Raw genomic sequence first — 13,065 nt, forward strand, 5'->3', positions numbered from 1 at the left:
GGCAAAGGTCCCTATCTAACCTGCAAGGGGACGGATGATCCGTCCCGCGTGATGGAGAGGCCCTTGTCGGACAGTGTCCAGCAACAACTGCTGATCGAGCAGCGTGTCGCGAACGAATCGAAGTCCCAGCTGGTCGCCTACCTGCTGGCGATCCTGCTGTGGGGCTTCGGCGTCCACCGGATGTATCTGGGCCGCTGGGTCAGCGGGTTTCTGATGCTGGCCATGACGGTGGTCGGCGGGCTTACGGCGTGGCTTCTGGTGGGCTGGATACCGCTGGCGATTGTCTGGGTCTGGGCGGTCATCGACCTGTTCCTGATCCCGGGGATGGTCCGCGACGATCAGGCCGTGATCCGGCAACGGCTGATGGCGGGCCGCTGGTAACGGACATGGCGGGGGCTGCGCTTTCAGCCGGGCCAGCGGTCGTCGGCAAGTAAGGGCCGTCCTGGCCTCGCTGCCGCAAAAAGCCGGTCAGGCTTGGCTGGGCAGCGTCGCGGCAGGCCGCCGTCAGGCAAGCGCCACCGTCCCTGCGAACAGGCCGCCAACCCGGACCGGCAGGACTTTGCCGCGGTGCCAACGGCGACACGCAGGCAAACCTGTCTGCCATGCCCTGCCTGCCGGCCTGCCCCCGCCGCCGTTGTCGGCGACGAGGGCGTGGTCTCTTGCGACCACCCGGACAACCGATGTGGTCAGCCTGCCTTCGATGCCGCGCCCGGCAGGTCGATGTTGATCTCCAGGCTCGACATCTGGTCGCCGCGCTCCATGCGGACCTCGACGTCCTGCTCTCCGATCGGGACGTGCTTGCGGATCGCCGCGATGATGTCGCGCTGCAGCATCGGCAGGTAGTCGGCCTCGGCAGAGCCACTGGTGCTGCGCTCGTGCGCGAGGAGGATCTGCAGGCGGTCCTTGGCCGTCTGCGCGGTCTTGGCGGGACGCGGCTTGCGAACGAAGCTGAACAGGCTCATGACGCTGCTCGCCCGAAAAGCCGCTGGAACAGGCCGGGGCGACGTTCGCCCGGGATGCGCATCTCGACCACGGTCCCGGTCAGGCGCGTCACCGCATCCTCATAGGCACGAGAGGCGGCCGAGGGTTCGTCCAGAACGACCGGCGTGCCGACGTTGGACGCCTTCAGCACGGCCTTGCTTTCGGGAACCACGCCCAGCAGCGGCACCGCCAGGATTTCCAGCACGTCCTCGACCGTCATCATCTCGCCCTTATCCACGCGCTCCTGGTCATAGCGCGTCAGCAGGACTTGGGCCTTGATGGGCTCGGCACCCTCGGTCTCGGCCCGCTTGGTCTGGCTGCTCAGCAGGCCCAGCACGCGGTCGCTGTCACGGACCGAGGACACCTCGGGGTTGGTGACGACCACGGCCTCGTCGGCGAAATACATCGCCATCTGGGCGCCGCGCTCGATCCCCGCCGGGCTGTCGCAGACGATATAGTCGAACTCGGCCTTCAGTTCCTTGAGGATCGTCTCGACGCCCTCCTTGGTCAGGGCGTCCTTGTCGCGGGTCTGCGAGGTGGGCAGGATCGACAGCGTGTCCAGCCGCTTGTCCTTGATCAGCGCCTGCTTCAGCTTCGCGTCGCCCTGGATGACGTTGATGAAGTCGAAGACCACGCGCCGCTCGCAGCCCATGATCATGTCCAGGTTGCGCAGCCCCACGTCGAAGTCGATCACGACCGTCCTGAAGCCCTGCTTGGCAAGCCCCGCCGAGATCGCCGCGGCCGAGGTCGTCTTGCCCACGCCCCCCTTGCCCGAGGTGATCACGATGACCCGCCCGAGCGGCGGATTTTTCTTGGGTTCCGTTGTCATGCGATCACCTCCATGCGAAGTTTCTCGTCCTCCAGGTAAATGTGGGTGCAGCGTTGGCGGGCGGCGTCTTCCAGCATCTCGCTGGTCTGGTAAAGGCCCGCGATGGCCACAAGTTCGGCATTCAGGCTTTGGCAGAAGATATGCGCGTTCTCGTCGCCGTGGCAGCCGGCGATGGCGCGGCCGCGAAGGGGACCATAGACGTGGATGTTGCCCGAAGCGACCAGTTCGGCCCCCGACGCGACCGAGCCGATCACCGTCAGGTCGCCATGTTCGGCCACGATCCTCTGCCCCGAACGGACGGGAGAGCGGATCACCTTGTTCTCGACCGGGGTTGGCGCGGCCGCAACGGCGGCAGGCGCAGGCGCGGCTTCGCGCGGCAGCGGAGCGTCGCGCCCCGTGCTTACCGGAACAAGGCCCAGGGCCTGCAGCGCGGCCGGATCGCGGCCTGCGGCGTTCTGGATGCCGAACACCCGCAGTTCGCGCCGGCGAAGGTTGTCCACCAGTTCGCCAAGGCGGACGGGATCGTCCGCGAAGGCAGGGGCATTGGCAAAGTCCAGAACCACCGGGGCGCCCGAAAAGAATTGCGGCGTCTTGCTCAGCTGTTCGTCAAGCTGGGTATAGAAGGAATCGTCCGCGCGTTCGGTATCGATGCGAAGCGCCAGCACTGTCAGGAAGCGGCCGCGCACCTGGAAAGCGGCCACCTTGGCCGACATGGGCGCACGCCGGGTTCGGGCGTATCGATCTGACACCTCGAAACTGCTCCTGCTCTGTGGCGGATCGCGATTCGGATCGCGCCGCTCTTGTTGAAGAACCCTTTCTCACGACCGACGGCCGGACGAAAGAAGCCCTTCGCGTCTTCAGCAGGAACCTGCCAACTTGTAAAGGCCGGCGACCATGCCCGGGACGTAAATTCCATCCGCGCCGAGCTGCCACGGCCTTTCGGCCAAAGACCGACACGGGCCCTGCCCGCGACGGCGTCGCCGGGGCCGTGGTAGTGGCAACTCAAGGCAGAAGAACCTGGGAAGGGGAATGAAAAAGGCCGTGGAAATTGCCACGGCCCCTTGGCGTCGATCCGGCGTCAGAACCCGAACGAGAACTTCCGCACGATGCCCAGCCGCAGCGAGGGCTGGTATTCGTCCTGCACGACAGGGGAATCCGCCGCATCGCCGATCAGCTTGCCGTACTCGACCTCGCCCAGGACGGCGAGGGTGTCGGTCAGGGCATAGCGCGCCTCGAAGGTGATCGAGGCCTTGTTGAAGCCGCCGCCGATGTCATAGGCCGGGCGGCCCGGAATGGCCTCTGCCGCGTCTACGCCGAAATAGGTATCGTTGTAGTCGCCGTTGCCGTAACCCAGCGACAGGCCCGACCACAGCGACACCCGGTCCGACAGGTCGGTGCGATACGTGGCGCCGATTTCCCCTGTCAGGCCCTCGTGGCCGTCAAAGCCCTTGCGGACCGACCCGAACGCCCTGACAGGACCGGCGCCATAGCTGACCTTCAGACCCAGTTCATAGGCGTTGTCGATGTCTTCCATCCCCGCCAGGTCGTCATTGTCGTCGGCGTTGCGTTCGCCCACCGCGCCGAAGGACGGCGAAATCGCGAAGCCCTCGCTTTCATTGGTTCCCGGCCGGCCGAAACCGGCGTTCTTCCAGATCAGCCAAGGGCCCGCCTGGGAATCGTCGGACCCGGGATAGTCCGGATTGACATCCACGCCGACCCCCAGATCGACCGAGAATTCGCGGCCTTCAAAGCCAAAATCCTGCGCGGCCGCACCTGTGGCAGCAGATGCGGCAAGGATGGCAAGGGCCAGCATGGTCTTCATCGTCGTATCCTTCAGGGGGGTCGGCGGGATTGATCCGTCCTAGTCTCGAATCGTTACGCCGCACAAGGCGCCGCGCGCCGCTCGTCGATCATCATCCCCCGGGAGGCACATTTGCGCAACAGCTATCCCCGTTCGGCAATATCCAGATTTTCCAACGCATTCATCCAGATATCCTCGGCCCGGCCCATGGCCTGCACGGCCTCGGCGCGCTTGCTGCTCCACCGCTTGGCTTCGTGCGGATCATTGTAGAGCGCGGGGTCGGCCAGCTTGACGTCCAGCTTTTCCAGCATTTCGGTCAACTTCTGGACCCGCTCCTCGGCCCGGCGGACCTCGGCACGCAGGGCCAGCACCTCGTCGCGGGGCGCGCGTTTCGGGGCGGGCTTCGGCTCGTCGGCGGGCTTTGCCTTGGGTTCGTCGCCAGACAGCAGGAAGCGGCGATAGTCGTCCAGGTCGCCTTCGTAAGGGGCGACGGCGCCGTCCTTGACCAGCCACAGCCTGTCGGCCACCAGCCCCAGCAGGTGCATGTCATGGCTGACCAGCACCACGGCCCCGGTATAGTCGTTCAACGCCTCGGTCAGTGCTTCGCGGGATTCGATGTCCAGGTGGTTGGTCGGCTCGTCGAGGATCAGCAGGTGCGGCGCGTCGATGGTTGCCAGCAGCAGCGACAGCCGCGCCTTCTGCCCGCCCGACAATTGTCCCACCTTCGTTTCGGCCTGCGCCTCCATCAACCCGAAGCCCGCCAGCCGGGCGCGCAGCCGGGCCTGCGCTTCGTCCGGACGCAGGCGGCGGACATGGGCCAGCGGCGTCTCGGCCAGGTCCAGCTCGTCCACCTGATGCTGCGCGAAATAGCCGATGCGCAGCTTGGACGACCGCGTGACCTTGCCTTCCAGGGCGGACAGCCGGTCCGCCAGAAGCTTGGACAGCGTGGACTTGCCCTGCCCGTTCCGCCCCAACAGCGCGATCCGATCATCCTGGTCGATGCGCAGCGACAGCTTGCGCAGCACCGGGCGCCCGTCATAGCCGACGCTGACGCCCTCCATCGCGATGATCGGCGGCGACAGTTCCTCGGGCTGGGGAAAGCCGAAGCGGTGGAACTTCGCCTCCTCGGGCGCGGTGATCGGGTCCATCTTGGCCAGCATCTTGATGCGGGCCTGCGCCTGCCGGGCCTTGGATGCCTTGGCGCGGAAGCGGTCCACGAAGCTTTGCAGATGCGCGCGCCGGTCGGCCTGCTTGCGCGCCTCGGCCGCCTGCAGCGCGCGCTTTTCCGCCCGCATCCGCGCGAAATCGTCATAGCCGCCGGTGTAGAGCGTCAGCTTGCGCTGTTCGAGATGCAGGATATGGCCCACGGCGCGGTTCAGCAGGTCGCGGTCGTGACTGATGATGATGACGGTGTGCGGATAGCGCGCCAGATAGGTTTCCAGCCACAGCGCGCCTTCCAGGTCCAGGTAGTTGGTCGGCTCGTCCAGCAGCAGCACGTCGGGCTGCGCGAACAGCACCCCCGCCAGCGCCACCCGCATCCGCCAGCCGCCGGAAAAGTCGGCAGTGGGTCGCGCCTGGTCCGCGGTCGAGAAACCCAACCCGTCCAGGATCGAGGCAGCCCGCGCCTCGGCCGACCAGGCGTCGATATCGGCCAGCCGGGTCTGGATTTCGGCGATGCGATGCGCGTCGGTGGCGGTGTGGCTTTCCGCCAGCAGGGCCGCGCGCTCCACGTCGGCGGCAAGCACGGTGTCCAGCACCGAGGTATCGGTCGCAGCCGATTCCTGCGCGACGCCACCGATGCGGGCGCGGGATGGCAGGCCGATCTCTCCGCCATCCAGCGACAGTTCGCCCCGGATCAGGCGGAACAGCGTGGTCTTGCCCGCGCCGTTCGGGCCGACAAGGCCGACCTTGTAGCCTTCGGGAATGGTGGCAGAGGCCCCCTCGAACAAGGGGCGGCCCTGGATGGAATACGAGATGTCGTCGATACGCAGCATGGTGGCGGCATGGCCGATGCGGGGCAGCGCGTCAAGCGGCGACGGTTTTCCACGCGCTGCCCGGGCGGATCGCCGGGGCGGCGGGCGGGCCGGTCAGTTGGCCGGTTCCGCCGGGGCCTGTGTCCCTGCCGCCTCCTCGACAGGCTGGGGCACGGTGTTGTCGGCCTCGACAGCGGCCTCGGTCGCCGTCTCGGATGTGTCGCGCCCCGACAGCACCATGAAAGCCACCAAGATAAGGAATCCGACGGGGATGAGGGCATAAAGAAGCGAACGAGGCATACCGCGACTGGGTTTGGGTTCCTGGACCATTGCGCACTCCGTGTCAGATGCTCCTGCGACAACAACCCTGGGCAGCAGAAGTTTCAGGCGAAAGCGATCCTTGATACCCGGCGCGCGGCCCAGGCGTCCAGCGTCCGGCGTTCTTTCCAGCGGCCGACATGAAAAAGGCCGCGCGGTATTTGCCGGCGCGGCCCTTCTCATGCGGAGGGATCGTCCTATCGGGGCGCGATCATCATGACCATCTGCCGGCCTTCCAGCTTGGGCATGGATTCGATCTTGCCCGCCTCGCCCACGTCGTCCTTGACGCGGTTCAGCAGTTCCAGCCCCAGATCCTGGTGCGCCATCTCGCGGCCCCGGAAGCGCAGCGTCACCTTGACCTTGTCGCCTTCCCCCAGGAACTTCATGACCGAACGCATCTTCACATCATAGTCATGGGTGTCGGTTCCCGGACGGAACTTGATTTCCTTGATCTCGATGATCTTCTGCTTCTTGCGGGCCTCGGCCTCGCGCTTCTGCTGTTCGTACTTGAACTTGCCGAGGTCCATGACCTTGCAGACCGGCGGGGTCGCGTTCGGCGAGATTTCGACCAGATCCAGCCCGGCGTCCTGCGCCATCTGCAAACCGACCGACGGCGGCACGACGCCGACATTCTCTCCGTCAGGGCCGATCAGGCGAATTTCCGACACGCGGATGCGTTCGTTGACGCGGGGTCCGGTGTCGCGGGTGGGCGGTGCGTTATGCGGTCGACGGGCTATGGCGATGCTCCTTGGATGGCCAAATCGGAATGGACGGAAAATAAGCGTCAAAGCGGCCTGATTCAACCGATTTTGCCGCGTATCTGTGGCCTTGGGCGCCTTTTCCAGAACTTTCGCCTGTGTCATATCGTCAGGGCAATCTTTCAAGGAACCGCCCCCATGCGCCTTCTTCTTGCCCTGCTCGTGATTCTGGCCGTCGGTTTCGGGGCATGGTGGGTCTGGCAGGACCGCCAGCCGGATGCCGTCGTCGTCGAGGCGCCTGTCGAGCAGGCGACCGAGGCTGCGGCCGACGCGGCCGCCGATGCCGCGGCGATTGCCGCCGATGTCGCCGCCGAGGCCGCGCAGGCATCCGAGGAGGCCGACGTTTCCCCGGTCAGCGATGCCGCCGCCGAGGCAGAAGCCGCTGCCGAGGCAGCTCTTGCCGCCGCGGATCGCGCCGCCGAGGCAGCAGTATCGCCCGAGGCGCCCGCCGAAGCCGCCGAGGACGCGGCGGAGGCGGCCAGCGATGCGGCCCAAGCGACCGACCAGGCTGCCAGCGCCGCCGCTGCCGCCACCCAAATCCAGACGGTCCTGACGCCGGAGGGCTTCGATGCCGCGCAGGTCGACCGGATCATCGACGGCGCCGCCATCAGCGACACGCAAAAGGCAACGCTGAGGCGCCTGATCGAGACGGCGGGCAGCAATCCCGACCTGCTTCGCCAGGCGCTGGATCAGGTCAAGGCCGTCATGCCGTGACGGCCTTCGGCTCGCTGCGCGAATTCCTGCGATCGCGCCCCTTGGCGCTGAAGCGCGGTCCCATCGCCATCATCCTGATCGAGGATGACGCGGTCGTGCTGGAAACCCTGCAACACCACCTCCGCATCGGCTTCCGCCACATCCTTGCGCTGTCGTCCAGGCCCATCCGGCTGCCCGAGCAGCTTTCGCCGCGCGTCACGAACCTTCGGTGGAACATGCATGATCCGCACGCCCACCAGGGCGCGGTCAATGCCGTCATCCAGGCCGTGCCCTCCGGAACCTGGCTGTATTACTGCTACAATGCCGAGTTCCTGTTCTTCCCCTTCTCGGAAACCCGCACGGTCGGCGAGCTTCTGGCCTTCCACACCGAGGAACGGCGCGATGCGATGCTGTCCTATGTCATCGACCTTTATTCGCCTGACCTCGATCGCGACCCGGACGCCGTCAACCTCTCGGACGCGATGTTCGACAGGTCAGGCTATTTCGCGCTCAGCCGCAATGATGGGCAGGGCAACGCGCTTGAACGCCAGCTGAACCTTCACGGCGGACTGCGCTGGCGCTTCGAGGAGCATTTTCCCGTCGCCCGCCGCAAGATCGACCGCATCGCCCTTTTCCGCGCCGCGCCCGACCTGAGGATCGACACGGAACATCGCTTCAACATTCAGGAATACAATACCTACTCCTGCCCTTGGCACCACAATCTCACGGCCACGATCGCGTCGTTCCGGGCCGCCAAGGCACTGGCAACCAACCCCGGGTCACGCGAGGCCATCTCCAATTTCCGCTGGAGAAGCTCGGAACCCTTCCAATGGCGCGCCCAGCAGTTCCTGGACATGGGGTTGATGGAACCGGGCCAGTGGTTCTAGCCGGCCGGCGCACCTTGGCCTAGGTCGCAGCGTAGCGCGCCTTCGGGAAGGCAGTCCCTGCGACGCACCGAGCGTCGGGGCCAAAAGGGCACGTGACGAACCGACGTCAGCCGCCGACCTGCAAAGGTGTCCCCTTACCAAGGGCGAGGAAGTCGCCAGAGACATCGACAGTCGGACCCGGCTTTTCCCTCAACCCGGACGAACGCGCCGCCGCCGACGGCAAGTTCGCCGGGAAACACAGGGTCAGTGGGTCCAGGGTGCCCTGCGGTCGGTGGCAAAGTTCTCGCCATAGCCACGGGGCCGGACATTGGCAGCACGACCGTGGGGCGGCTGGACGATGTAGTCCAGCCCATGCTCGCGCGCGTAGTCCTCGGCCTGCTTCTGGGTATCGAACCGCAGTCGGACCTGGCTTTGCGTGTCCTTGGTGCTGGTCCAACCCATCAGCGGATCAACCTCGCGCGGGTCGGCGGGCGGAAATTCCAGAACCCACGCCTTGGTCCGCGCGCTGCCGGACTGCATGGCATTGCGAGAGGGTTGATAGATGCGAACGCGCATGAGGGCTACCTTTCGGGGCGGAACTGGAGCGACTTATCGCCAATGCAGCAGTCCGGTTCAAGGGGCGGAAAGCTGCCCAGCGATCAGCGCGGGCCGCGACCAAGGGTGTCGAGGAGCCGAAGGCGCCTTGCCGCGTCCCGGCTCGTCCAGGTCCCCCGCAGTCACAACCATCCGGCGTCCTTGCTGGACAGACACCGGTCATTCGGCTTCCGTGAACGCCGCGGTCAGTTCAGCCTTTCCGGTGCCCTTGTCGAAGATGCAGATCATCCTGTCCCGACCCTCGGCGATGTCGATCGTCACCAGCGCGGCGCCATAGCTTTCGGAACCGAACGGGTTGACCTCAACCGCCACCTCCGCCGCGTCCGGAGCCTCGATCAGCGCGCGACAGCCCTGGTCCACGGCCTTGCGGAACTCCTCCCACGCCTCGTCCGACGACCCCCATGCCGTCATCGGCAGCACCGCCAGCAAAACTCCGGCAAGCCCTTGTTTCATCGTTTTTCTCCATTTCCATGTCGAAGGGGAACGCCCGAAGGCGCCGCGTCGTTCTGCCATGAACAAAGAGGTGATCGAATGCCCCTGCCCGCCATTCTCCGCCCTGCCCTTGCAGCCCTGACGCTGGCCGCCTGCTCGACCGGCTACAGCCTGACCGTGGCCGCCACGAGCTGCGACCTGAGCCAGCACCAGACCCTGGTCGGCATGAACATCGGCGAGGTCTATCTGCCGCCCCAACTGCATTACCGCGAAATCAGTCCCGGCCAGTTCGTGACGCTGGAATACCAGCCGCGGCGGCTCAACATCTTCCTCGACCCGAAAGGCTGGATCACCAAGGTGACGTGCGGATGACGGGACCTTGCCGCGCGCGATCCGCTTCGGCTATGGCGCGGGCAATCGCATCGGCGATGGAAAGGTGGCTCGTATCCAGGACCACGGCATCCGCAGCAGGCTTCAGGGGGGCGGTCGCGCGCTCGCTGTCGCGGCGGTCACGCTCTTGCAGTTCGGCCAGCATCACGGCCTCGTCCGCGCCAAGCTCTGCCGCGCGGCGAGCGGCGCGGATCCGGTCCGATGCGGTGACATACAGCTTCAGCGGCGCGTCCGGGCAGATCACGGTGCCGATGTCGCGCCCATCCAGCACGGCGCCCGGCTCCTGCGCGGCGAAGCGGCGTTGGAAATCGACCAGGGCCGCCCGCACCTCGGGGATCGCCGCAATCCGGCTGGCGGCCTGACCGGCCTCGGCGCTGCGCAGGTCGGACCTGTTAAGATCGCCGGAGGTCAGGGTCTGCGCGGCAAGCACAGGATCGCCGCCCTTGGCGCCCGTCGCACGGTAAAGCAGGCCCGTGTCCAGATGATGAAAGCCGAAATGGGCGGCGAGGGCGCGGGCGATGGTGCCCTTGCCCGAAGCGGCCGGTCCGTCGATGGCGATGATGAATGGCATGGCAACACAAGGCAGTTTCGCGCCCTGAATGGCATGGCAGGCGCGGCGGCGTCCAGCCGAGAATGGAAAACGCCGGCCCAAAGGACCGGCGTCTTCGATGAAGACTGGAACGGATCAGGCGCCGCTGAGGGTCTTGGCGACCTCGGCCGCGAAATCCTCTTCCTTCTTCTCGATGCCTTCGCCGACGGCGACGCGGGCATAGCCGGTGATCTCGACCCCGGCTTCCTTGGCGGCCTGCTCGACCGTCAGGTCGGGGTTGATCACGAAAGCCTGGCCCAGCAGCGTGTTCTCGGCCACGAACTTCTTCATCCGGCCCGGAATGATGTTGTTCTGGATCACGGCTTCGGGCTTCGGCTTGGCCGAGGCGGCGTTCTCTTCCAGGGCCTTGGCGGTCTGGACTTCCAGTTCGCGCGCCAGCAGCGCCTGGTCCATGGTCGCCTCGGACAGCGAAACCGGGCTGGTTGCGGCGATGTGCATCGCGAACTGCTTGCCGATGGCCTGCGCCTTGTCCTTGTCGCCCTTCAGCGCGACCAGAACGCCGATCTTGCCCATGCCCTCGGTCGCGGCGTTGTGGACATAGGAGACGACGGTGTCGCCTTCCAGCATGTGCATCCGGCGCAGGGTCATGTTCTCGCCAATGCGGGCGATGGCGTCGGTCAGCACTTCCGAAACCGGCTTGCCGTTCAGATGCGTGGCCTTCAGAACCTCGACGTCGTCGGCGGTGGTCAGGGCGATATCGGTGATGTCGCGGACCAGCTGCTGGAAGTCGGCGTTCTTCGCCACGAAATCGGTTTCCGAGTTGATCTCGACGGCGACGCCGCGGCCATCGGTGACCTGCACGCCGACCAGACCCTCGGCGGCGACGCGATCGGCCTTCTTGGCGGCCTTGGCCAGACCCTTGGTGCGCAGCCAGTCGATGGCGGCTTCCATGTCGCCGCCGGTCTCGGTCAGCGCCTTCTTGGCGTCCATCATCCCTGCGCCGGTCGTTTCGCGCAGCTCCTTCACCATCGCGGCGGTGATAGCCATGATCCGTCTCCTTTGATCAACGCGTCAGGCGGGGCATATCCCCGCCTGACGACAGTTCCGTGAATTAAACCGGGACGCAGGCGCCGATCAGGCGTCGGCGGTCGCCTGCTCTTCGGCCGGCTCGTCCAGAAGCTCCTCGGGGGCTTCGGACAGGGCGCCGACGTCAACGCCTGCCGCGCCCATCTGGGCCGACATGCCGTCAAGCGCGGCGCGGCTGGCCAGGTCGCAATACAGCGCGATGGCACGGGCGGCGTCATCGTTGCCGGGGATGATGTAGTCGACGCCCGCGGGCGAGCAGTTGGTGTCGACAACGGCTACGACCGGGATGCCCAGCTTCTTGGCTTCCAGGATCGCCAGGTCTTCCTTGTTCACGTCGATGACGAACAGCAGGTCCGGCAGGCCGCCCATGTCGCGGATGCCGCCCAACGAGGCCTGCAGCTTCTGCTGCTCCCGCTCGAGCTGCAGACGCTCTTTCTTGGTCAGGCCCTCGGCGCCGCCGGCCATCGTCTCGTCGATGGCCTTCAGGCGGCTGATCGACTGGGAAACGGTCTTCCAGTTGGTCAGCGTGCCGCCCAGCCAGCGGTGGTTCATGTAGAACTGGGCCGAACGCTCGGCCGCGTCGGCGATCGGCTTCTGCGCCTGGCGCTTGGTGCCGACGAACAGCACGCGGCCGCCCTTGGCCACGGTGTCGCGCACGACCTGCAGGGCCGCGTCCAGCATCGGGACGGTCTGCGTCAGGTCCAGGATGTGGATGCCGTTGCGGTCGCCATAGATGAATTCCGCCATGCGCGGATTCCAGCGCTGCGTCTGGTGACCGTAGTGAACGCCAGCTTCCAAGAGCTGACGCAGAGAGAATTCGGGAAGCGCCATGTCCATGTCCTTTCCGGTTTGCGCCTTGGCAGGGGATTCAGGGCGAATGCCCCAACCGGTGGACCTCTTGCGGATTTCTCCCGCAAGGGCCCGCCCCTGCCTGTGAAGTGTCGCGCAAATAGACCCCTTGGGGCGGTTTTGCAAGGGCTGTCGCGCAGCGCAGCCGATAATACCTGACGAATCTGTCAGTTGTCGCGAACGGCCCGGTCAGGCAAGATCGGATCAGCACAGGGGGTTGCCATGGCCGACAGCCGTCTTCGCTTTGGACGAGAATACGATTTCTACGAAGTTCTTGCAGATGGCATCGTCCACGGGATCGGCGTTGCCCTGGCGCTGGTGGGCGTGACCGCGCTTATCTTCCATGCCGCGATCACCGCCGACCGCGCCGACCTGCTTGCGGCGGCGATCTATGGCGGCGGGCTGATCCTGGCCCTGGCCGCGTCCTTCACCTATAACATGCTGCCGCATTCGCCGCTGAAATGGTACCTGCGGCGTGTCGACCACTCGGCGATCTTCATCCTGATCGCCGCGACCTACACGCCGTTTCTGCACAAGGCATCGTCCGACCCCGTCGTGGCGTCGCTGCTGATCTGCATCTGGATCATGGCGGCGCTTGGGGTGGGGCTGAAATGCCTGCTGCCGGGGCGGTACGACCGCCTGGCGATCCTGCTCTATATCCTCATGGGGTGGAGCGGGCTGATCGCCTTCCGTCCCATCGCGGACCACCTGCCGCCGACCTCGATGCTGCTGGTCGTGACGGGCGGCATCGTCTACACGGCGGGCGTCATCTTTCATGTCTGGGAAAGACTGCGATTCCAGAACGCGATCTGGCACGGCTTCGTCGTGACGGCGGCCGCCATCCACTACGTGGCCGTTCTGGTTGCCGTCTGATAGCGGTAACGAAGTTTTCGCCGCAGGGCAGCAAATGGCTTGCATCACGTA

The 13,065-nt window shown here is 65.9% G+C and carries 17 protein-coding genes; 5 read left to right on the forward strand and 12 right to left on the reverse strand.

Going from position 1 to position 13,065, the window contains the following annotated elements:
• Positions 1-63: 63 nt before the first annotated feature.
• Entirely contained in the window at positions 64-381 is a 318-nt protein-coding gene (locus J0F76_RS01550; protein WP_242689909.1) for a TM2 domain-containing protein, read from the forward strand.
• A gap of 305 nt (positions 382-686) precedes the next feature.
• Here the strand turns inward: J0F76_RS01550 and minE are convergent, their stop codons facing one another.
• The 7 genes from minE to infC form a co-directional block, all read right to left on the reverse strand.
• Complete coding sequence (gene minE, locus J0F76_RS01555) at positions 687-962, reverse strand: cell division topological specificity factor MinE (RefSeq protein WP_207464980.1); 276 nt, start codon at positions 960-962, stop codon at positions 687-689.
• Positions 959-1,810, reverse strand: a complete 852-nt coding sequence (minD, locus tag J0F76_RS01560) for a septum site-determining protein MinD (RefSeq protein WP_207464982.1) — start codon at positions 1,808-1,810, stop codon at positions 959-961. Before minD ends, minE begins: the two co-directional genes overlap by 4 nt.
• Positions 1,807-2,523, reverse strand: a complete 717-nt coding sequence (gene minC / locus J0F76_RS01565; RefSeq protein ID WP_207464984.1) for a septum site-determining protein MinC — start codon at positions 2,521-2,523, stop codon at positions 1,807-1,809. The genes minD and minC overlap by 4 nt, the downstream gene beginning before the upstream one ends.
• A 365-nt stretch (positions 2,524-2,888) precedes the next feature.
• Entirely contained in the window at positions 2,889-3,632 is a 744-nt protein-coding gene (locus J0F76_RS01570; RefSeq protein WP_207464986.1) for a MipA/OmpV family protein, read from the reverse strand.
• Between the two features lie 122 nt (positions 3,633-3,754).
• On the reverse strand, positions 3,755-5,605 hold the full coding sequence (locus J0F76_RS01575) for an ABC-F family ATP-binding cassette domain-containing protein (RefSeq protein ID WP_207464988.1): 1,851 nt from the start codon (positions 5,603-5,605) through the stop codon (positions 3,755-3,757).
• Positions 5,606-5,698: 93 nt separating this feature from the next.
• Positions 5,699-5,833 (reverse strand): hypothetical protein, encoded by a 135-nt coding sequence (locus tag J0F76_RS21130; protein ID WP_278250392.1) that lies wholly within the window; start codon positions 5,831-5,833, stop codon positions 5,699-5,701.
• Between the two features lie 266 nt (positions 5,834-6,099).
• Positions 6,100-6,690 (reverse strand): translation initiation factor IF-3, encoded by a 591-nt coding sequence (gene infC / locus J0F76_RS01580; protein ID WP_242689910.1) that lies wholly within the window; start codon positions 6,688-6,690, stop codon positions 6,100-6,102.
• A 108-nt stretch (positions 6,691-6,798) separates the two neighbouring features.
• On the opposite strand from infC, the gene J0F76_RS01585 reads away from it, so the two are divergent.
• Complete coding sequence (locus J0F76_RS01585) at positions 6,799-7,374, forward strand: hypothetical protein (protein WP_242689911.1); 576 nt, start codon at positions 6,799-6,801, stop codon at positions 7,372-7,374.
• Positions 7,371-8,240 carry a glycosyltransferase family 2 protein gene (locus J0F76_RS01590; RefSeq protein WP_207464992.1) on the forward strand — a complete coding sequence of 290 codons (870 nt, stop codon included), beginning with the start codon at positions 7,371-7,373 and terminating at the stop codon, positions 8,238-8,240. Before J0F76_RS01585 ends, J0F76_RS01590 begins: the two co-directional genes overlap by 4 nt.
• A 243-nt stretch (positions 8,241-8,483) precedes the next feature.
• Here J0F76_RS01590 and J0F76_RS01595 read toward each other — a convergent pair whose 3' ends face one another.
• Together J0F76_RS01595 and J0F76_RS01600 are read right to left on the reverse strand one after the other, a co-directional pair.
• Positions 8,484-8,795, reverse strand: a complete 312-nt coding sequence (locus J0F76_RS01595; RefSeq protein WP_207464994.1) for an ETC complex I subunit — start codon at positions 8,793-8,795, stop codon at positions 8,484-8,486.
• Positions 8,796-8,993: 198 nt separating this feature from the next.
• Entirely contained in the window at positions 8,994-9,287 is a 294-nt protein-coding gene (locus J0F76_RS01600; RefSeq protein WP_207464996.1) for a hypothetical protein, read from the reverse strand.
• Between the two features lie 78 nt (positions 9,288-9,365).
• On the opposite strand from J0F76_RS01600, the gene J0F76_RS01605 reads away from it, so the two are divergent.
• Positions 9,366-9,638: an I78 family peptidase inhibitor gene (locus J0F76_RS01605; protein ID WP_207464998.1), complete on the forward strand. Its 273-nt coding sequence runs from the start codon at positions 9,366-9,368 to the stop codon at positions 9,636-9,638.
• On the opposite strand, the gene J0F76_RS01610 is transcribed toward J0F76_RS01605, so the two are convergent.
• The 3 genes from J0F76_RS01610 to rpsB all read right to left on the reverse strand — a co-directional run bounded on the left by J0F76_RS01610 (position 9,616) and on the right by rpsB (position 12,129).
• Positions 9,616-10,227: a (d)CMP kinase gene (locus tag J0F76_RS01610; RefSeq protein WP_207465000.1), complete on the reverse strand. Its 612-nt coding sequence runs from the start codon at positions 10,225-10,227 to the stop codon at positions 9,616-9,618. The genes J0F76_RS01605 and J0F76_RS01610 overlap by 23 nt on opposite strands.
• Before the next feature lie 114 nt (positions 10,228-10,341).
• Complete coding sequence (tsf, locus tag J0F76_RS01615) at positions 10,342-11,253, reverse strand: translation elongation factor Ts (RefSeq protein WP_207465002.1); 912 nt, start codon at positions 11,251-11,253, stop codon at positions 10,342-10,344.
• 87 nt (positions 11,254-11,340) lie between these two features.
• Positions 11,341-12,129, reverse strand: coding sequence for a 30S ribosomal protein S2 (gene rpsB, locus J0F76_RS01620; RefSeq protein ID WP_207465004.1), 789 nt, complete (start codon positions 12,127-12,129; stop codon positions 11,341-11,343).
• Between the two features lie 234 nt (positions 12,130-12,363).
• Between rpsB and trhA the strand changes: the two genes are divergently transcribed.
• The gene (gene trhA, locus J0F76_RS01625; protein WP_207465006.1) at positions 12,364-13,014 is read left to right on the forward strand and encodes a PAQR family membrane homeostasis protein TrhA; all 651 of its coding nucleotides are present in this window, start codon (positions 12,364-12,366) and stop codon (positions 13,012-13,014) included.
• Positions 13,015-13,065 lie beyond the last annotated feature (51 nt).

Source organism: Paracoccus fontiphilus (assembly GCF_017356265.1).
GTDB classification, from domain to species: Bacteria; Pseudomonadota; Alphaproteobacteria; order Rhodobacterales; family Rhodobacteraceae; genus Paracoccus; species Paracoccus fontiphilus.